Raw genomic sequence first — 18,676 nt, forward strand, 5'->3', positions numbered from 1 at the left:
GCTACATCACGCTCGACAAGCTGGGGACGATGATCCGCGAAGGCCGCGATTTCGAGGTCATCGATGCCAAGTCGGGCGAGGACATCACCCACCAGGTGCTGACCCAGATCATCGTCGACGAGGAAGGACGCGGATCGACCCTGCTGCCAGTCAATTTCCTGCGCCAGCTGATCGGGCTTTACGGCGGGCAGATGGAGGGCGCGGTGCCGCCCTATCTCGAAGCGGCGATGGAGGCTTTCAAGAAGAACCAGGCGGCCGTCGCCGGCGCGTTCGGGCCAAACATGTTCGCCGACCTTGCCAAGCGCAACATGGCCATGTTCGAGGGCGCGACCCAGGCGTTCGGCGGCAAGAAGGTTGCAGAAGGCGCAGCGGCGGACGAGATCGCCAAGCTCAAAGCCGAACTCGCCACGCTCCAGGCCAAGGTCGACAAGCTCGGCCAATGAGTCGGCTCGCATGTTTTTTCGCGTTGGCCGCGGCATCGGCTGGGGCGCCGATCCCGACCATGTCGTTCGATGGGTGGAAGTCGCTGCCCCTGTCGGCGGGATCATGGAGCTATGTGCCGACCGTGAGCGGGTCCGAGGCGCGATTTGGAACGGTGCTGACGATTCGCTGCGACCGAACGACGCGGATGGTGAGCATTGAGCGCCCAGGCGCCGCGCCGGCGCCGCTGACGATCGTCACCAGTTCGACGAGTCGGGCGATCGCAGCGGGCACGAAATTGGCCGCGACCAACCCGCTGCTCGACGCGATCGCCTTCAGCCGGGGGCGGTTCTTATTATCGGGGAGCGCGGGCAGCGTGCTGGCGGTGCCAAGTTGGCCGGAAGCGGCGCGAAGCATCGAAGATTGCCGAATTTGAACCACAATACAAGACTTGATCTTGTCGCCTTCCCACAACATGTTGCGGGTAGCTTCAACGCAGCGAAAGGAGGTGATCCGATGTCTCATGGTTCAGCAAAGGGGTCGGATAAGTTCGCTTGGGAGAGGGCGGCCTAACCAGCCCTGCCACGGTCTCCCGGGCTCGAACGCCCGATCGCTGACCATGTCGAAGGGAGCTGTCGTGTGGTGCGACAGCTCCCTTTAACTTGCCAATTCCGCCATTTTGAGGAACCGTTTCGGCGCTGGACCGTCTTGTTCGGGACAGTTTCAACGGGAGCGTCCAATGGCAAGAACTACAACGCGCAGCGGCGGAACCAAGAAAGCCGGAAGCAGCAAGTCTTCGGGCAAAAGCAATTTAGACAAAATCGCCAAGGCGGCGATGAGTCGCGAGATGCTCGCGGCCGGCCTGACTGCCGCAGCCGCGGCGATCGCCGCCAGCCCCAAGGCGCGCAAGGCGATTCGCGATGCCGGGCTCGATGCCGCCGACACCGCGAGCAGCGCGGCGACAGCGATGATGACCAATGCCTCCAAGCTTGGCTCGCTGATCGCCGAAGCGGTGGCCGAGGCTGCCCAACGAGTGATGTCGGGCAAATGGACCGACGATGTCGAGAGCGCCGCCAGTGACGCCGCGGCGAGCGTGAAAAAGGCGGTCGGCCTCAAGAGTCGCTCAGCGCCTAAGCGCAAGGCGTCGGCGACTCGCAAGACCTCGACCGCCAAGCCGGCGACGGCCAAGTCCGCGGGGCGCAAATCGACGACCACCAAGCGCCGCTCGAGCGCGACCGCGCGCAAGCGGGCGCCGGCCAAGCCCAAGACCACGCCGGCCAGCTGACCGGAGATCAGCGAACTGGGGCTTCGGAGCGCAGGTTCCGGAGCCTCTTTTGCGTTGGAAAAGGGCGAAGCGCCGTGCCATGGCGAGGTCATGAAGCAGGCAGGATTTTCAGTCGTCGTGCTGGCGGCCGGGCAGGGCACGCGGATGCGGTCGGACACTCACAAGGTGCTCCACCCGATCGCCGGGAAGCCGATGCTGCTGCACCTGCTCGACACGGTCGATGCCCTTGGCGCCAATCGACGCGTGGTGGTCGTCGGCAAAGGCCGCGAGCAGCTTGAAGCGGCGCTCGCCGGACACGGCGTGACGACCGCAGTGCAGGCCGAGCAAAAGGGCACCGCCCATGCCGTCCAACAGGCCAGCGAGGCGCTCACCGGAGCCGAGGGGCCGGTGCTAATCCTCTATGGGGACACGCCGTTCGTGACGGGCGAAACGCTACAGCGGATGATCCAGCGACTGGGCGGCAGCGACGACCCCGGAGTGGTGGTTTTGGCCAGTTCGCCCCCCGACGGAAAGACCTACGGCCGCGTAATCCTGGGTGAAGACGACCGCATTTCGAAGATGGTCGAATATAAGGATGCCAACGAGGCCGAGCGGGCGGTCAAGCTGTGCAACAGTGGTATGATGGCGGTAGCCTCGGCCGATCTGTTCCGCTGGCTGGCGCAGGTCGGTAACGACAACGCCGCGCATGAATATTATCTGCCCGACATCGTCATGATCGCGCGGGGCGAGGGGCGGCACCCGGTCGCGATCGAGGGCGAGGCGTTCGAGACCGCGGGTGTCAACAGCCGCGCCGAACTGGCCCACCTCGAACTCGACTGGCAACGGCGGCGGCGCGAGGAAGCGTTGGAGCAAGGGGCAACGCTGATCGATCCCGAAAGCGTGTGGTTTTCGGCCGATACCAAGCTTGGGCGTGACTGTACGATCGAGCCGCATGTTGTTTTCGGTTCAGGAGTCAGCATTGCCGACGGCGCCTTCATCCGCGCCTTCAGTCACATTGAAGGCGCGACTATTTCGAGCGGCTGCGAGGTCGGGCCGTTCGCTCGGCTGCGGCCCGGCGCGGTGCTCGAAGAAGGCGCCAAGGTCGGCAACTTCGTCGAAATGAAAAAGGCGCGGCTGGGTCGCGGCGCCAAAGCCAATCATCTGAGTTACATCGGCGACGCCGACGTCGGCACGAAGGCCAACATCGGCGCCGGCACGATTACTTGTAATTACGACGGCTTCACCAAACATCGGACGGTGATCGGCGCGGGCGCGTTCATTGGGTCAAACACCAGCCTGGTCGCCCCGGTCAGCATCGGCGACGGGGCGATCGTGGGCGCGGGATCGGTGGTGACCAAGAATGTCGCCGCCGACAGCCTGGCCGTCGCTCGCGGCGAGCAGCGCGGCTTCGTTGGCTGGGCCAAGCGGTTCCGCGAGAAGGCGCTCGCCAAGAAGGGCGTGAGCTGAATGTGCGGGATTGTCGGGATTGTCGGGCGGAGCGGGGTCGCGGGACGGCTGTTCGACGGGCTCAAGCGGCTTGAATATCGGGGCTATGACTCGGCCGGAATTTGTACTGTCGGCGCCGACGGGTTCGACCGGCGGCGGGCCGAGGGCAAGCTTGAGAATCTGAAGCGTGAACTCGATGCCGCGCCGCTGGGCGGCGACGTTGGCATCGCGCATACACGCTGGGCGACACATGGCGCGCCGACGGTCGACAATGCCCATCCGCACATCGTCGGGCCGGTGGCGCTGGTCCACAACGGGATCATCGAGAATTTCAAAATCTTGCGCGAGGAATTGCTCGCGCAAGGGCGCGAGTTTCACAGCGAGACCGACAGCGAAGTGGTCGCGCATCTGGTCGCGCGCGAAGTCGAACAAGGCGCGGCGCCGCAGGAGGCGGTCGCGACCGTTCTGCCGCGACTGCACGGCGCTTTCGCTATCGCCTTTCTGTTCGAGAATCACCCCGAGCTGGTGATCGGCGCGCGGATGGGAGCCCCACTGACGGTCGGCTACGGGGCAGGTGAAAATTACCTCGGGTCGGATGCACTCGCGCTGGCGCTGCTGACCCGGAGGATCGCCTATCTCGACGACGGCGATTGGGTCGTGGTCGAGCGCGAGAAGGTGCAAATCTTCGATCGGACCAACCAGACGGTGGAGCGCGAGATCGTCGACTCCGGCGCATCTTCGGCGACGACCGAGAAGGGCAATTACCGCCACTACATGCAGAAAGAAATCTTCGAGCAGCCGATCGTCGTGGCGCAAACCCTGCAAAGCTATGTTCGGCCCTTCGAAGGGCGGGTCGCGCTGCCCGACATCGAGTTCGACCTTGGCAGCGTCAACCGGGTGACGATCGTCGCCTGCGGGACCAGCTATTACGCCGGGATGGTCGCCAAATATTGGTTTGAGCAATTCGCCCGCGTGCCGGTCGACATCGATGTGGCAAGCGAATTCCGTTACCGCGAGCCGGTGCTCGAGCCGGGCGGGCTGGCGTTGTTCATTTCGCAGTCGGGCGAGACCGCCGACACGCTCGCCGCGCTGCGCCACGCGCGCGCCGAGGGACAGGTGATCGCGGTGGTGGTCAATGTCCCGACCAGCTCGATGGCGCGCGAGGCCGACCTGCTGCTGCCGACCCATGCCGGGCCGGAAATCGGAGTCGCCTCGACCAAGGCGTTCACGTGCCAGTTGGCGGTGCTCGCCGCGCTTGCCGCCAATTTGGCGCGGTCCAAGGGAAGGCTCAGCGAGGAAGCGGAACGCGAACTGGTCGCGCATCTGCGAGAAGCGCCCGAGGCGATGAATGACGCGCTAGGCCATGACGATGAAATCGCGGGCATGGCGCACCTCGTCGCCCCAGCGCGCGACGTGCTCTATATGGGTCGCGGCCCGGACTATCCGATGGCTATGGAAGGCGCGCTGAAACTCAAGGAGATCAGCTACATCCATGCCGAAGGTTACGCAGCCGGCGAGATGAAGCACGGCCCGATCGCGTTGATCGACGATCTTGTCCCAGTGATCGTCCTCGCGCCGTCAGGTCCGCTGTTCGAAAAGACCGTCAGCAACATGCAGGAAGTGCGTGCGCGCGGCGGAAGGATTATTCTCATCTCCGACGCCGCAGGGCTGGCGGCGGCGGGCGAGGGGTGCATGGCGACGATCGAAATGCCGAGCGTCCACCCGTTGATCGCGCCGCTGGTTTACGCTGTGCCGGTGCAGCTGCTCGCCTACCATGTTGCGGTGCTCAAGGGGACGGATGTCGATCAGCCGCGCAACCTGGCGAAGAGTGTCACCGTCGAATGATCAGGTTGCGAGGTTGAGGTCGCTGACGCGCTGTTTCAATCGCTCGTAGAGGAAGTCGATGGCCAGACGAACGCGCGGTGCGTGGCGTACGCGCTCGTGGGTCAGCAGCCACAATTTTCGACCATGATCCCGCCTCGGCGGAAGGCAACGGACGAGGTCGGGCTCGCCCTCCGCGACGAGACAGGGAAGCACGCCGATGCCGAGACCCGAGCGGACGCCGCTGAGTAACCCGGTCGAGCTGCCCTGGTGGATCACCACCTGCCCGGTGAGGCCAAGCTCTTCGAGGAACGCCTCATAGGCGCGGCCAAGATTGCCGCCGCCGCCGCCGACCAGGGCATGCGATTTCAGTTCGGACTTGGTCCGGGGCACGCCGTTTCGGTCGGCATAGTCGCGGCTGCAGTAGAGTGTCCAATCGTCGTCGCACAGGCGTCGCCCGACCACCCCCGCCGGCATGGCGTAAGACGTGCTACGAAGGGCAATGTCGGCCTCGCCGGCGCCGAGGTCGCGGATGCCCCGCGCGGTGTCGATCTCGATCCGGACCTTCGGATGGCGACCGTGAAGCTCGGCCAGCATTGGGGTCAGCAAGGCGTGGGCGAAGATCTCCTCGGTGGTCAGCCGGACGGTGCCGCTCACGTTGCGGGCTTCGGCGGCCGCAGCTTCGGCGAAGCCGTCGGCGGCCTTGGACATCGCTTTCGCGCGGTCGATCAGGGTTTCGCCCGCCGCAGTTGGCGCATAGCCGGCCTGGCGGCGATCGAAGAGGGGAAAGCCGACCGCCTGCTCCAGCGCGGCGATGCGGCGCGCAACCGTGGTCTGGCTCACACGCAGCGCGCGCCCGGCCGCCAGGGTGCTTCCGCCCTCGGCGACGGCGAGGAAATAGCGAAGGTCGTTCCAGTCGATCATATCCGCTCCCTGCGCCGCTCGGCAACGGAATGCATTCTGCAATAATGCAGAACCATTTTGCAACATCGTTGCTTATTAAAACTGAATCAGGGGGTTATTTAAGGCGTCACACCGGGTTTGTCCGGATAAAAAAAAGGGATAGCGACCATGACCCGCCTTCTTCCATTTCTGATGCTTTCCGTAATTTCCGTGCCGCTGTCGGCCCAGCCGATCGGCCCGACGACTCGCGTCGTTGTAGCGGGCGATCTCGACCTTTCGACCGCCACCGGCCTTCGCATTCTCGATCAGCGGCTGACCATCGCAATCGTCGACGCTTGCGGCGAGGCGTCCCCGTCCGATCTCGTTGGCCAGAATCAAGTCAGCGCCTGCAAGGTCAACGCTCGCACCCAGGTCCGCACCGAGCGCGACCGCATCGTCGCCCAGCGGACGCAACCAGCCCAAAGCCAGATCGCCGCTCGCTGAGAGCCACGTCAAAAATGCGCCGGCCCGACGAGAAGTTGGGCCGGCGCTCTTGCGCGGGCTTGCCTAGACGCCGACATGACGATCATCGAGTTCGCCGCCACACCGGCCAACAGGGAGTGATGATCATGGCAAAGGCGAAAGCGGCGGACGGTACGAAAAAGAAGAAAAAGCCCGCTTCAGCCAAAACGGCGACGAGAAAGGTCAAATCGGCCAAGCGCGGTAAGAAAGCCGGCGGGGACCACAAGGGATTCGAGAAGCTGGGCAAGCTCGCCGATCATCCGCTAATCGGCGATCTGCTCGCGGTGGGCGCGATGGCTGCGGTGGCGGCGATCGCCGAGAAGGGATTCTCCGGCAGCAGCAAGGGTAAGACCGGCGGATCGGCACAAGCGGTCAAGGCTGCGGGCAGAGCGGCGGCAGCGGCAATCGGCAAGCGCTTGCTGACCGAGGTCGGCGAAATCAGGAAGGCTGCGAAGCCGAGCTAGGCGCCCCGGTAAAGCAAGGTCAGTCGCGCGCGTCCCACGGTGCGCTCGGCATCGATCGACCAGACAGACGTCGGCGCAATCTGCTGATTGCTCGCCGTTTCGATTGCCATCCATGCGCCGGGCGCGGCCCATTGGGCAGCGTCGATAGCCCGCACCACCGCGTCGCCCGACCCTTCGGCGTAGGGCGGGTCGGCGAGAATCAGGTCGAACGGGTCCTCGCGCGGCAGGACAGCGGCCGACGCGGCCCGAACGGTGGCCCGTTCGCCGGCGCCCAGCGAGGCCAAATTAGCGTTAATCGCGTCCAGCGCGGCGCGGTCATTTTCAATCAACACGGCCTGCGCGGCTCCGCGCGACAGGGCCTCGATGCCGAGCGCGCCGCAGCCGGCATAAAGATCGGCGACGCGCAGCCCTTCGAAGCTGCCGAGACGGCTGACCAGCATCGAGAAGAGGGTTTCGCGCGTGCGGTCGGCCGTGGGGCGGGTCTGTTGTCCTTGGGGCGCGACGAGAGACCGCCCGCGCCAGGCGCCGGCGATCACCCTCACTTGAGCGTTCGCTTGAACTGAAACAGTTCCTCGCGCTGAATTTCGGCAACGTCGCCGCTGTCGAGGCCTTCGAGGGTGAACGGGCCATAGCTGGTCCGGATCAGGCGCGACACCTGCAGGCCGAGGTGGGCGAGGACGCGGCGAACCTCGCGGTTCTTGCCCTCGGTCAGCGCCATCTCGATCCAACAGTTGCGCCCCGTGCGCCGCTCGAGGTTGGCGTTGATCGAGCCGTAGCGCATGCCCTCGACGGTGACACCCTCGGCCAGCTCCTCTAGTTGCGCCTGTGTCACGGCGCCGAATGCGCGGGCGCGGTAGGTGCGGACAACGCCGGTGCTGGGCAGTTCGAGCTGGCGCTTCAGCTCTCCATCGTTGGTCAGGAGCAGCAGGCCTTCGGTCATAAAATCGAGCCGGCCGACCGGCATCAGTCGCGGCAGACCGGCGGGCAGCTTGTCGTAGATTGTCGGCCGACCGCCCGGATCGCGAGTCGCGGTCAGAGTGTTCTGCGGCTTATTGAAGCGAAACAGCCGGGCGGCGGTCGGCGGCTTGACCGGCTGACCGTCGACGGTGACGCCCTGGAGCGTTTCGAGCAGCGTAGCTGGGGTAGTCAATGTCCCGCCGTTGAGCGCGATGCGCCCTTCGCCGATCATTTTTTCGATGTCGCGCCGTGAGGCGATTCCGGCGCGCGCGAGTAGCTTGGCGATACGCTGCGGTCCTTCGTCGCGGGACGGGCCGGGTTTGGGGCCGCGGACGATTTGCGACGGGCCGCCGCCACGGTGGGGCCGTCGCGGCACCGGGGCACGCTTCGTTCGTTGCGGGGGCATCGCTTATTTCCTACGGGTTGGGAATGCTGTTCGGGAAGCGCAACCAGATCGTCAAGCGGATACTGATCGTCGAGGACGAGCCGCTGACCGCGTTCGACAATGAAACGATGGTCGGCGACGCCGGTTACGAAGTCGTGGCCACGGTCGATCGGTTCCGCGACGCGGTCGCGGTGCTCGATCGCGAACAGGTCGATCTGATCATGTCCGACGTCCGCCTGACCGGCGACCGCACCGGGGTCGACCTGGCCGAGGTCGCGAGGAAACGCGGCATTCCAGTGCTATTCTCGACCGGCAAGTTGCCGGACAACGCCTCCGACCTGGTCGTCGGCTGCCTGATGAAGCCGTATAACGAGCGGACTCTCAGGGCCGCCCTGAAGGCGGTCGACCAGCATCTGGCCGGCAAGAAGGCCAAGCCGCCGGCGGGGCTTACCCTCTACCAACGGATTACAACCTAAAGCGCCGCTTCCACCTTGCGATGAAAATCGGCGAGTCCGTGCTCGAGCGTGCCAAGGGTGACGCGGTCGATCTGTCCTGACGAAAGACCGCGCATGCACAGCGCCGCGGCTTGGAAATCCTCGTTGCCGAATGTGCCCTCGTCGAGCAGTTCCCAGCTGCGCTGCCAATGATCCTCCGCCTCGTTGTTGGTCGGCGGCTCGGGGATCAGCATGATATCCTCGACCAAAGTCCGCCCGACCGACTGCGGCATGGCGATCAACAAATTGATGTAGTCCGGGCTGACGATCACCACCGAGGCGGGAAACAGCTGATAGGTGTAGGTCACGGCCTTGCGCAATAGAGTCCAGTCGTCGCGATCGATCTCCGACAGGTAGGAAGTCCGGCCGACCGCCGCGCGCTGGTGCACGCCGATGGTGTCGGCGACGGTGATTCCATCGGCGAAGAAGCCGGCGATGGTCGAGGCATGGAGCCGCTGAACATGATAGCTTTCGAGAAAGGCATCGATGATCAGCTTCCAATTGGCAGCGACATCGTGCGTGCGGCGGCGGTAGAGATGAAGGCCGCCGACTCCGAACGCATCGAGGTCGGGTGCTAGGGCGAGCGCGTCGCCGAAATCGGCGCTCTCGTCCTTGGCCCACCAGATCAGGCCGCCAGCCTCGACACAAGAGAATTCGTGAAGGCCGTTCGCGGCCTTGTCGAGGCCCGGAAAGCAGTCGGCGCGTGGAATGCCGGCCAACTCGCCGTCGGGCTTGTAGGCCCAGGCGTGATAGGGGCAGACGATGCGCTTGGCGGGCACCACCTCGTCCGAATCGATCAAACGCGTTCCGCGATGACGGCAGACATTAGCGAAGACGTGCGCCCGCCCGTCGGCGTCGCGGGTCAGGATCAGCGGCGTACCATAGCCGTCGTGAGCGATCGCCTGGTTCGAACCGGGGAGCAGCGCCGAGGGTCCGAGCAAGTGAGGCAGCCGATCGAAGATCGCCCGGCGCTCGGCCGCATAGCGCTCAGGGTCGGTATAGACGGCAGCGGGAATCGTCTCGATCCCCTCGCCAAGTGCGGCATCGCCGCGGGCCAGCGCTTCGGCAAGGGCGCGCTGCCCCAAAGTCGGACGGTGAACTTTGACCATTTGATCCATGTTAAGAGTCTGCGCCAAGCACCGGTCCGTCGCAAGGACGAACTGAAACGCGTCGACGCGGGTACAGAAACGTCTCCCCTTTTATGCCCCGCGTTCGCTGCTAGGCTCGCAACAACGCAAGGCGGGAGATTCGAGTGAGCGACCAAGCGATGGCGGCCAGCCCGCGGACCAACTGGTGGGATGGGGTGCGTCCCTACTTCGAACGGGCGCCGCTCGCCGCGCTGTTCCTCGGCATTTCGTCGGGCTTTCCCTATGCGATGATCGGCGCAACGTTGACCACGCGGCTGGCGCAGGACGGACTCGACAAGAAAAGCATCACGGCGTTTACCCTCGCCTTCCTCGCGTACAACCTCAAATTTCTCTGGGCCTGGGTGGTCGATGGGGTGCGCATCCCATTTCTACACCGGCTAGGTCAGCGCGTTTCCTGGCTGCTGCTGGCGGGCGTGCTGGTTATCGCGGCGGTCGCCAACCTCGCGTTCGTCGATCCGTCGGCGAGTCTGCTGACCACGGCTTATGCGGCAGTGCTGGTCGGGGTCGCGGGCGCCACCTTCGATATCGTCATCGACGCTTACCGGATTGAAATTCTCGAGCCGCGCCAGCTCGGCGTAGGATCGGGCATGGTCCAATATGGCTGGCGCATCGGATCGGTCGCCGCGGGCGGGCTGGCGCTGGTCTTGGCGGCACGCATCGGCTGGGAATTTGCCTATCTCGCCTGCGCCGCCTTTGCATTTCCGGCGATGATCACCGGGTTGGTCTATGGCGAACCCAAGCGTCACCGTGAGCCCAAGGTGCGCCGCGGCATGGGGGAAGCGGTACGCGCGGTTTATGTCCCGTTCGTCGAGTTCTTCCAGCGGCAAGGGGCGTTCCTCGTTCTCCTGTTCATCCTCATTCACAAGATCGGCGATACGCTCGGGCAGCTGACGCTGCGCTTGCTGCTCGACGACATGGGATACAGCAACGACGAGATTGCGATCTACGATGTCGGCTTTGGCTTTTGGGCCTACCTCATCGGCATCTTCATCGGCGGCGTTCTATATTCGCGCCTCGGCATGAAGCGATCCGTGCTGATCAGCTTGATCCTGATGGCGGTCAGCAATTTCAGCTTCGCCGCGCTCGCGGCTGCCGGTCATTCCAATAGCGGCCTGGCCGGCGCGATCGCGTTCGAGAACATCGCCAGCGGGATCGGCGGGGTGACGGTGATCGCCTATTTCTCAGCGCTGTGTGACTTGCGCTTCACGGCGTCGCAATATGCGCTGATCTCGGCTGCGGCGAGCATCGTCGGTCGCTTCCTGACCGGTACCACGGCGGGAGCGCTGGTCGAAGCGATGGGCTATGTGAATTTCTATCTGCTGACGACGGTCGTCGCCTTCCCGGGCATCATCCTGTTCTGGATCATGATGCGAAGCGGGCTGGTCGACTCGTCGATCGGGACGGCGGGTGTCGAGGGCGAAGGCGATGCGCGGGCGAGCCCGGCGGCGGCGGCCTAGTCGGGCTGCCAGCCATTGAGCGAGAGCGCTTCGCCCGCAAGGTAGAGCGAACCGAAGATCAGGACTCGCGACGGCTCGGCGAGGCTGGCGAGGGCATCGGCGATTCCTTGGTGGACGGATGCGTCAAATCCCATTTCGGTTGCCACCGACGAGAGGCCGTACGGATCGCGGCAATCATGACCTTCAATCGGCAAAGTGCGGACGCGCTGGGCAATGTTGACGAACGGACGAAGCGTTCCGGCGGCGTCTTTACCGGCGAGGCTGGCGAATAGGACGGTGAGCGGCAAGCCGTCGCCCCAGGCGCGCTTTGCGTGAGCCGCGATGAGGCGCGCGGCGCTGGGGTTGTGGCCGCCGTCGATCCACAGCTCGCTGCCGCGCGGGAGTATCTCGAGCAGCGGGCCGTCGCGAAGCTGCTGCAGCCGAGCCGGCCATTGCGTCCAGCCCATTGCCGCGCCCAAGGCCGTGGGCGTGATGGCGAGCTGATCCTGATGACGAAGCATGGCCACGGCGAGCGCCGCATTCAAAGCCTGGTGCCTGCCGGGAAGGCGCGGGAGCGGCAGAGGCAACTCACCCCGCCGGTCGAGGTAGTGGAGATGGCCTTGGCGGATGATGGCGTTCCAGTGGAGTCCGCGCGGCTCCCAGATGGCGCCGACCTGATGTGCGATTTCTCCGATGCGGCCGGCGATGGCGGGCGGATAAAGCTGGGTGACGAGGGGCACGCCGCGCTTGGCGATGCCGGCCTTTTCGGACGCTACGTCGACCATCCGCTTGCCGAGAAACGCTTGATGATCGAGGCCGAGGCTGGCGATGCCGGTGACCAGCGGTTTCTCGATGACGTTGGTTGCGTCGAGGCGGCCGCCAAGGCCGACTTCGAGGATGCAGGCGTCGGCGGGCGTGTTGGCGAAGGCGAGCAGGGCTACCGCGGTGTTGACCTCGAACAGGCTCGCACCGAGATCGCCATTGGCGTCGAGCACGCGGCTCATCAGCTCGCCCAATTGCTCGTCGTCGATCAGCTTGCCGGCGATGCGGATGCGCTCGTTGTAGCGGACGAGGTGGGGGCTGGTGAAAGCGTGGACGGTGTGCCCGGCCGCTTCCAAGGCAGCGCGGAGGAAGGCGACAGTCGAGCCCTTGCCGTTAGTCCCGGCGACATGGAGCACGGGCGGCAGCCGATCCTGTGGACGGCCAAGCCGCTCCAGCAGGGCGATCGTTCTGTCGAGGCCAAGCTGATCGCCTCCGGCATATTGGGTTGCCTGCCGGGCGATCAGTGCCGCCACCCGCGGATCCGCCGAGCGGATCACTTCCTTCATCAAGCGGCCTTCTGCTTGTCCTTGTCGGGCGCCAGATAGCCAATCAGCCGTGCCAGCCGGTCCTTCAGCGCGTGGCGGTGGACGACCATGTCGATCATTCCATGCTCAAGCAGATATTCGGCGCGCTGGAAGCCCTCGGGCAGCTTCTCGCGGATGGTCTGCTCGATCACCCGTTGCCCGGCAAAGCCGATCAGCGCGCCGGGCTCCGCCAGCTGGACATCGCCGAGCATGGCATAGCTGGCGGTGACGCCGCCGGTGGTCGGGTCGGTCAGGACGACGATGTAGGGCAGTCCCGCCTCGCGCAGCCGCGCCAGCGCCACGGTGGTGCGCGGCATCTGCATCAGCGACAAGATGCCCTCCTGCATCCGGGCGCCGCCGGCGGCGGTGAACAGGACGTAAGGGCATTTGCGCGCGATTGCCTTATCGACCCCGGCGAGGAAGGCGGCACCTACGGCGACGCCCATCGATCCGCCCATGAAGGCGAAGTCCTGGACCCCGACGACCGCCGTCTTGCCTTCGATCCTGCCGATCGCATTGATCAACGCGTCTCGCTCGCCGGTCGAAGCGCGAGCTGCCTTGATCCGCTCCGAATAGCGTTTGGTGTCGCGGAACTTGAGCGGATCCTCGCGCACCTCGGGGCTCGGCAGGACCTCATATTTCTTGCGGTCGAACAGCGCATCGAACCGCGCCGCCGGCCCGATCCGGTCGTGATGGTCGCATCGCGGACAGACATAGCCATTGTCGGCCCATTCCTTGGTGAACACCATCGAGGCGCATTTGCGGCACTTGTGCCACAGATTGTCCTCGCTCTGTCGCTTGGTCAGTGATTGAATGCCATTGCGAACCCGGCTCAGCCAGTTCATCGAAACCTCGTCTGATTGTCGGCGCGGGGGTTAGGCCCGGCCTGGTTGCCTGTCTACTATAGCGTAGCCGCGATCGCCTTCAGCGCGGCGTCGGGATCGGCGGCTTGGGTCACGGGCCGGCCGATGACCAGGATCGACGCGCCCGAATCCATCGCCTCGCGCGGGGTCATGACGCGCTTTTGATCGGCCAGCTCACCGTTGGCCGGGCGAATGCCGGGGACGACGAAAAAGCCATCCTTCCAGCCATTGCGCGCCGCCGCGACCTCATTGCCGGAACAGACGATGCCGTCTAGCCCAGCCTCGCGCGACAATAGCGCAAGCCGCTCCACCTGATCGTGCGCCTTGCCGTTGATTCCGGTTGCATCGAGGTCGCGATCGTCGAGGCTGGTCAGCATCGTGACGGCGACGACCTTCGTCCCCGCCGGGGCGGCCGCTTTGGCATCCTCCAACATCGCCCGGCCACCCGACGCATGGACGGTCAGTACGGCGGGCGCAATCGGGGCCAGCGCCTGGATCGCCTTGGCAACCGTGTTGGGAATATCGTGGAGCTTCAAATCGAGGAAGATGGGCAGGCCAAGCTCGGCCATTTCGAGCACGCCCGAACGACCGTTGTGGCAGAAGAATTCGAGGCCCAGCTTAAGTCCGCCGGCATGACGGCGGACCGCGGCCGCAATGATTCTAGCACGCGCCAGGTCGGGAGTGTCGATAGCGACATAGATCGGGCTCGTCATGAGGCTGGATCCGGCTCGATATCGGGCGAAGGATTATTGATCGGCACCAAAGCGGGGCGCTCGGCGGTTAGCAAACGGCGCTTCAGCGCCCATAGGCGGCCGCGCAGGATAAGAAAGGTCGGCAGAAACCCAATCAGGAAGATCAGCGCGAGCAAAATCGGGATTTTAATCTCGGCCTGAAGATTGCCCCATAGGTTGACCGTCACATCGCTCCAGTTGCGGGTCGCGAAGATGGCCAGGAAGACCGCGACTACCACCCACAATAGCGTCTTCAGGAAATTCATCGTCACTCCCACCAAGAGCGACGCCTTTAAGCCAGCGGGGCGCGGCTGACCAGCCTTACGCCGTTCGGCGCTCGTTACCTTCGTTCCGTCGCAGCATGATTCCACGGGAGTTGAGCGCGCATCGTAGGCGCGGCAGAGCGGTGCGGGGAGGGGCATATTTCTGTTGGAACATCGCGTTAAGATCGGGCTGGGCGCCGCGGCGCTGGCCTTTACCGCGCTTGCCCTTGGCCGTCCGTCGGGACAGGCGGTCCAGCTTTCAAAGCAAGACCGGCAGGCCGAGGCCAATAGCCGGATGAGCGCGCGCCTCTCTCTGGTGGAGCCCGCCAGCCGGCGAAAGATCGACTATGCCAACCTTGACGCGCGGTTGCGGCGGATGGCGCAGAAGCCGACGATGGTCGGCATGGCGGTCGGCATCGTCGAAAATGGCCGTATCACCTTCTTGAACGGCTATGGCGAAACGGTTGCTGGGTCGGGCGAGGCGGTCACCCCGGAAACGGTGTTCCGCTGGGCGTCCTGCTCCAAGGGAGTGGCCGCGACAATGGTTGCCAAACTGGCCGAGCAGGGCCGGCTGAGTATCGATCAGCCGGTCAATACGCTGGCCCCGTCGCTACGCCTGCCGGGCGGCAATGAACAAATCGCCACTGTCGGCGATGTACTGTCCCACCGCCTTGGCCTCTATCGCAACGCATTCGACAACAAGCTGGAGGAGGGGCAGGACGTTACCCAGCTTCGCCGCTCGCTGGTCACCCTCAACAGCGTTTGCCGGCCAGGCACCTGCTGGGACTATCAGAATGTCGCCTATGACGCGTCGAGCGAGATCGTCGCGATGGCCAGCGGCGTTCGCTACCAGGACGAAGTTCAGCGCGAATTGTTCGGGCCGATCGGCATGACCTCCGCCAGCCTGACCCGCGCTGGACTCGTCAGCGCCCAAAGCTGGGCGCGGCCGCACAGCGTTGGACGGCGGCCGATGGAGGTCAACGATATTTACTATCGGGTGCCCGCAGCGGGCGGTGTCAACAGCAACATCAAGGACATGGCGCTGTGGATGCTGGCACAAATGGGGGAGATGCCGGGCGTGCTCGACTCCAAGCTGCTGGAGACGATTCACGCGCCGCGGGTGGCCACGCCCAACGAGCGCGGACGGCTGCGCAAGTTCGGGGAGCGTTTGAAAGATCCGCAATATGGCTATGGCTGGCGCAGTTATGACTATGCCGGCCACCGCATCGTCGGCCATCGTGGCGGCGTCAACGGCTATCGCTCGCTGATCCTGTTCGATCCGCGGATGAAGAGCGGCGTGGTCGCGCTGTGGAACAGCAATACCTTCCAGCCGGGAGGCCTAGAGTTCGAGGTGATGGATATGCTCTACGGGCTCGAGTTCCGCGACTGGATGGAAATCGACAAGAGTGGCTCGGTTCCCTCGCCGCAACCACAGGAAGTGGCTCAACGCCAGGATCACCGCCGAGCCGCTTGAGGTGCCAGCCTGCGAAATCACGACCAAACCGGCAAAATTGCTTTTCGCCAGCACTTGCCCTATCAGAGCGGCGCTACCAGTTGCACGACGTCGGTTAAAGAGCGGTTCTACCGTCCCTTCCTTCTTCTCCGCCGCTTCTAGCTTTGGCGGCTCGACAGGCGATCCGCCTTCCGGGAAGGACCCGATATGATACAAGGTACTGTGAAATTCTTCAACGAGATGAAGGGTTTCGGCTTCATCACCCCAGACGGCGGCGGCAACGACGCCTTCGTTCACATCAGCGCGGTGGAAGCCGCCGGGATGCGCAGCCTGGTCAGCGACCAGCGCGTTTCCTACGAACTGGCGCCCGATCGGCGCGGCCGCGAAAGCGCGACCAACCTCAAGGCGCTCTAAGCGCCTAACCCCTCCGTTTTAACGGAGGGTCGGCCAGGCCCCGTCCTTCGCGGACGGGGCCGGGTTGTTTCCCGTCCCTCCAGCCAAAGGCGCCCCCATGTCGCAGCAGTCCACCTTCTACCTGACGCGAGCTGCCGAGGAACGGGGCAAGGCCGCCGCTTCGACATTGGCCAACGTCCGCGAAGGTCACCTGCGCGCCGCCGCCGCCTGGGACGCTCTTGCCTCGCGCTCGGTCAAGGCCGATCGGATGCGTGAGGAAGAAGAGCGGCGGAAGGCCGAGGTCAAGGCGAGCGAGGAAACCCGGTCTGGTGAAGACATGGCCCACATGGCCTTCCCGCTTACCCAATAGATCCCGGCGTTCAGGCGCCGCCGCCCCCCAAAAAATAGCGTCCGCCCTTGCGAATAAATCGCAAGAGGAACAGCTGCGTCCGCCGCATGTTTCCCTGCTAAAGGAGAGGATCATGGCCCAAACCGATATGGACGCAGTCGCATTGCTGAAAGCCGACCACCGCGAGGTCGAGCAAATGTTCGAGAAATTTGAAAAGGCGAGCGGCGACGGCGCGAAGGAAAAGATCGCCCTCGGCATCTGCAAGGCACTCACCGTTCATGCCCAGATCGAAGAGGAAATCTTTTACCCGGCTTGCGAGGGCAAGGTCGAAGAGGCGGACCTGAAGGAAGCCTATGTCGAGCATGACGGCGCCAAGGTGCTGATCGCCGAAATCGAAAAGGGCGGCCCCGATGACGAATATTACGACGCCAAGGTCAAGGTGCTAAGCGAACAGATCGAGCATCACGTCAAGGAAGAAGAAGCACGGCTTGAGGGCATTTTCGCCCAAGCGAAAAAGGCCGGCGTCGATATGGACGCGCTCGGCGACCAGCTCTCAGCACGCAAGACGGAGCTGATGGGTGAGATTGATGCGAGCGGCCTGCCGACGCCAGAACTGACCACCCTGGAAACGACGCGGATCTGAAGCGAAAGCGTTTGAACGACGATGCGCTCGCCCTTTGCGGGGCGGGCGCTTTCGTGTCAGCCGGCCGCCAACTCGGCCAGCCTGGTGACGGTGTTGAGGTTGCGCGCGGTGCCGGCTTTTCCGGCGGGAATGATGAGGCGGCTGGTACCCTGGCCGCTGGGGTAGTGGACGTAGATTTCGCGGGCGCCGAGCGCGATCCGCTCGTCGATGAAGTGCCGGTGATCGGTAAGCGCCGATTTCGGCGGCTGGCCATCCAGAAAGATGGCGACGACGCGGTTGCCCGGTTGATCCGCAAACGGATTTTTGGCGGCGACGCGCGCCATTTCGGCGGCGGTTCGGACGAGGACGCCGAGCGGCTTGCCGGCATAGTCCGCCAGACGCTTTTCGACGCGTGCTTTGACCGCGGCCTCGGTCAAGTCGGTGTCAAACAATAAATTGCCGCTGGCGATGTAGGTTCGAGCGTTGGCGAAGCCAAGCTCCTCGGCCATCGCCTTCAATTCGGACATCGACAACTTGCCAGTGCCGCCGACATTGATCGCCCGCAGAAGGGCAATGGTCGCGGTCATGTGCGGCAGGACCGGCGTGCGCGGAAAGTCACAAAAGTTGTACTAACTCCGCGTAGAAGATCACCGAAAGCAAGGAGACGCCGGAACTGGTAAATTGCGCTGCTCATCGGCACATTCATGTGCAGATCAACTTCATGTAGGATAGTTTTTTTTCGAGAGGCACGAGGGCGCGCGCGAGAATAGTAGCAGCGATCACAGCGATGGTCGGCTGGGCCGGGCTGGTGCTGCAATATGTCGTGTTCGCGCGTGCGGTGGGCGTCGGGCTGGCGACTTGGCGGTTCGTCGGCTTCTTCACGATATTGTTGAACATCGCCGTGGCGGCGATAGCCACCGCGACCGCACTGGGTGGGAAAGGTCGGCTGACGAGCCCAAGGGCGCGGCTGATGGGCCTGACCGCGATCGTCACGGTCGGCTTCGTCTATTCGCTGTTGCTTCGCTCTTTGTGGAGCCCGACCGGCTGGCAGAAGGTCGCCGATGCCGCCCTGCACGATGTGACGCCCATCTTGTTCGCGATGCTTTGGGCGATGATGCCGCACGGCGCGCTTCGATGGCGCGATCTCAAATGGGCCCTGCTCCCGCCAGCGCTTTACCTTGCCTATGCGCTCGGGCGCGGGGCGATCGACGGCTAGTACCCCTATTTTTTCCTCGACCCGACGGCGCAAACGTTGGTGGAATTGGCGGGAAGCATCCTGGGGGTGCTGGTAGTGTTCGGGATCGTCGCGGGCGGTGCGATTTCGGTGGATAGGCGGATGGGGCGGCGATCGACAGAGGTTGCGCGATGTGGTTAACGGTGATTTAACCGCTGATCGGACGATCTTGTCACCCATGCA

Annotated in this window: 23 protein-coding genes; 13 read left to right on the plus strand and 10 right to left on the minus strand. The window is 64.3% G+C overall.

What is annotated here, in order from left to right:
• The coding region (locus tag H0W65_RS01715) for a polyhydroxyalkanoate synthesis regulator DNA-binding domain-containing protein (protein ID WP_294003163.1) at positions 1-443 on the plus strand (443 nt) is incomplete at its 5' end.
• Positions 444-552: 109 nt separating this feature from the next.
• Here H0W65_RS01715 and H0W65_RS01720 read toward each other — a convergent pair.
• Positions 553-945 carry a hypothetical protein gene (locus H0W65_RS01720; protein WP_294003165.1) on the minus strand — a complete coding sequence of 131 codons (393 nt, stop codon included), beginning with the start codon at positions 943-945 and terminating at the stop codon, positions 553-555.
• A 214-nt stretch (positions 946-1,159) separates the two neighbouring features.
• Between H0W65_RS01720 and H0W65_RS01725 the strand changes: the two genes are divergently transcribed.
• From H0W65_RS01725 to glmS, 3 genes are all read left to right on the plus strand, one after another.
• Positions 1,160-1,705 (plus strand): hypothetical protein, encoded by a 546-nt coding sequence (locus H0W65_RS01725; RefSeq protein WP_294003167.1) that lies wholly within the window; start codon positions 1,160-1,162, stop codon positions 1,703-1,705.
• Positions 1,706-1,795: 90 nt separating this feature from the next.
• Complete coding sequence (glmU, locus tag H0W65_RS01730) at positions 1,796-3,151, plus strand: bifunctional UDP-N-acetylglucosamine diphosphorylase/glucosamine-1-phosphate N-acetyltransferase GlmU (RefSeq protein WP_294003168.1); 1,356 nt, start codon at positions 1,796-1,798, stop codon at positions 3,149-3,151.
• Entirely contained in the window at positions 3,152-4,975 is a 1,824-nt protein-coding gene (gene glmS / locus H0W65_RS01735; RefSeq protein WP_294003169.1) for a glutamine--fructose-6-phosphate transaminase (isomerizing), read from the plus strand. It abuts the gene before it with no gap.
• Here the strand turns inward: glmS and H0W65_RS01740 are convergent, their stop codons facing one another.
• Positions 4,976-5,875 (minus strand): LysR family transcriptional regulator, encoded by a 900-nt coding sequence (locus tag H0W65_RS01740; protein ID WP_294003171.1) that lies wholly within the window; start codon positions 5,873-5,875, stop codon positions 4,976-4,978.
• Positions 5,876-6,022: 147 nt separating this feature from the next.
• Here H0W65_RS01740 and H0W65_RS01745 point away from each other — a divergent pair, with 147 nt between their 5' ends.
• Both H0W65_RS01745 and H0W65_RS01750 read left to right on the plus strand, forming a co-directional pair.
• Positions 6,023-6,337 (plus strand): UrcA family protein, encoded by a 315-nt coding sequence (locus tag H0W65_RS01745; RefSeq protein WP_294003173.1) that lies wholly within the window; start codon positions 6,023-6,025, stop codon positions 6,335-6,337.
• A 125-nt stretch (positions 6,338-6,462) separates the two neighbouring features.
• Positions 6,463-6,819: a hypothetical protein gene (locus tag H0W65_RS01750; RefSeq protein ID WP_294003175.1), complete on the plus strand. Its 357-nt coding sequence runs from the start codon at positions 6,463-6,465 to the stop codon at positions 6,817-6,819.
• Here H0W65_RS01750 and rsmD read toward each other — a convergent pair.
• Together rsmD and H0W65_RS01760 are read right to left on the minus strand one after the other, a co-directional pair.
• Positions 6,816-7,361, minus strand: a complete 546-nt coding sequence (rsmD, locus tag H0W65_RS01755; RefSeq protein ID WP_294003177.1) for a 16S rRNA (guanine(966)-N(2))-methyltransferase RsmD — start codon at positions 7,359-7,361, stop codon at positions 6,816-6,818. The genes H0W65_RS01750 and rsmD overlap by 4 nt on opposite strands.
• Positions 7,358-8,182 (minus strand): pseudouridine synthase, encoded by an 825-nt coding sequence (locus H0W65_RS01760; RefSeq protein ID WP_294003179.1) that lies wholly within the window; start codon positions 8,180-8,182, stop codon positions 7,358-7,360. Before H0W65_RS01760 ends, rsmD begins: the two co-directional genes overlap by 4 nt.
• Before the next feature lie 23 nt (positions 8,183-8,205).
• Between H0W65_RS01760 and H0W65_RS01765 the strand changes: the two genes are divergently transcribed.
• Positions 8,206-8,637, plus strand: coding sequence for a response regulator (locus tag H0W65_RS01765; protein WP_294003181.1), 432 nt, complete (start codon positions 8,206-8,208; stop codon positions 8,635-8,637).
• On the opposite strand, the gene H0W65_RS01770 is transcribed toward H0W65_RS01765, so the two are convergent.
• Positions 8,634-9,773, minus strand: a complete 1,140-nt coding sequence (locus H0W65_RS01770) for an aromatic ring-hydroxylating dioxygenase subunit alpha (protein ID WP_294003183.1) — start codon at positions 9,771-9,773, stop codon at positions 8,634-8,636. The two genes, H0W65_RS01765 and H0W65_RS01770, sit on opposite strands and share 4 nt — an antisense overlap.
• A 149-nt stretch (positions 9,774-9,922) precedes the next feature.
• On the opposite strand from H0W65_RS01770, the gene H0W65_RS01775 reads away from it, so the two are divergent.
• Positions 9,923-11,260: an MFS transporter gene (locus H0W65_RS01775; protein ID WP_294003355.1), complete on the plus strand. Its 1,338-nt coding sequence runs from the start codon at positions 9,923-9,925 to the stop codon at positions 11,258-11,260.
• Here the strand turns inward: H0W65_RS01775 and H0W65_RS01780 are convergent.
• Genes H0W65_RS01780 through H0W65_RS01795 form a run of 4 tightly spaced genes read right to left on the minus strand, consistent with a single transcriptional unit; the run spans position 11,257 to position 14,445 of the window.
• A complete protein-coding gene (locus tag H0W65_RS01780; protein WP_294003185.1) occupies positions 11,257-12,567 on the minus strand; it encodes a folylpolyglutamate synthase/dihydrofolate synthase family protein in 1,311 nt (436 codons plus the stop codon). The genes H0W65_RS01775 and H0W65_RS01780 overlap by 4 nt on opposite strands.
• Complete coding sequence (gene accD / locus H0W65_RS01785) at positions 12,567-13,430, minus strand: acetyl-CoA carboxylase, carboxyltransferase subunit beta (RefSeq protein WP_294003187.1); 864 nt, start codon at positions 13,428-13,430, stop codon at positions 12,567-12,569. The genes H0W65_RS01780 and accD overlap by 1 nt, the downstream gene beginning before the upstream one ends.
• Before the next feature lie 56 nt (positions 13,431-13,486).
• Positions 13,487-14,161, minus strand: a complete 675-nt coding sequence (gene pyrF, locus H0W65_RS01790; RefSeq protein ID WP_294003189.1) for an orotidine-5'-phosphate decarboxylase — start codon at positions 14,159-14,161, stop codon at positions 13,487-13,489.
• Complete coding sequence (locus H0W65_RS01795; protein ID WP_294003191.1) at positions 14,158-14,445, minus strand: hypothetical protein; 288 nt, start codon at positions 14,443-14,445, stop codon at positions 14,158-14,160. Before H0W65_RS01795 ends, pyrF begins: the two co-directional genes overlap by 4 nt.
• A 163-nt stretch (positions 14,446-14,608) precedes the next feature.
• Here H0W65_RS01795 and H0W65_RS01800 point away from each other — a divergent pair, with 163 nt between their 5' ends.
• The 4 genes from H0W65_RS01800 (at position 14,609) to H0W65_RS01815 (ending at position 17,280) form a co-directional block, all read left to right on the plus strand.
• Positions 14,609-15,916 (plus strand): serine hydrolase, encoded by a 1,308-nt coding sequence (locus H0W65_RS01800; RefSeq protein WP_294003193.1) that lies wholly within the window; start codon positions 14,609-14,611, stop codon positions 15,914-15,916.
• Positions 15,917-16,102: 186 nt separating this feature from the next.
• Positions 16,103-16,309, plus strand: coding sequence for a cold-shock protein (locus tag H0W65_RS01805; protein ID WP_294003195.1), 207 nt, complete (start codon positions 16,103-16,105; stop codon positions 16,307-16,309).
• Positions 16,310-16,406: 97 nt separating this feature from the next.
• Positions 16,407-16,658, plus strand: a complete 252-nt coding sequence (locus H0W65_RS01810) for a hypothetical protein (RefSeq protein ID WP_294003197.1) — start codon at positions 16,407-16,409, stop codon at positions 16,656-16,658.
• A 112-nt stretch (positions 16,659-16,770) separates the two neighbouring features.
• On the plus strand, positions 16,771-17,280 hold the full coding sequence (locus tag H0W65_RS01815) for a hemerythrin domain-containing protein (protein WP_294003199.1): 510 nt from the start codon (positions 16,771-16,773) through the stop codon (positions 17,278-17,280).
• Between the two features lie 56 nt (positions 17,281-17,336).
• Here the strand turns inward: H0W65_RS01815 and H0W65_RS01820 are convergent, their stop codons facing one another.
• Entirely contained in the window at positions 17,337-17,846 is a 510-nt protein-coding gene (locus H0W65_RS01820) for a DUF1697 domain-containing protein (protein ID WP_294003201.1), read from the minus strand.
• A gap of 200 nt (positions 17,847-18,046) precedes the next feature.
• Here H0W65_RS01820 and H0W65_RS01825 point away from each other — a divergent pair, with 200 nt between their 5' ends.
• Positions 18,047-18,475 carry a Pr6Pr family membrane protein gene (locus tag H0W65_RS01825; RefSeq protein WP_294003203.1) on the plus strand — a complete coding sequence of 143 codons (429 nt, stop codon included), beginning with the start codon at positions 18,047-18,049 and terminating at the stop codon, positions 18,473-18,475.
• Positions 18,476-18,676 lie beyond the last annotated feature (201 nt).

It is taken from the genome of Sphingomonas sp. (genome assembly GCF_013816785.1).
Classification (GTDB): domain Bacteria; phylum Pseudomonadota; class Alphaproteobacteria; order Sphingomonadales; family Sphingomonadaceae; genus Sphingomicrobium.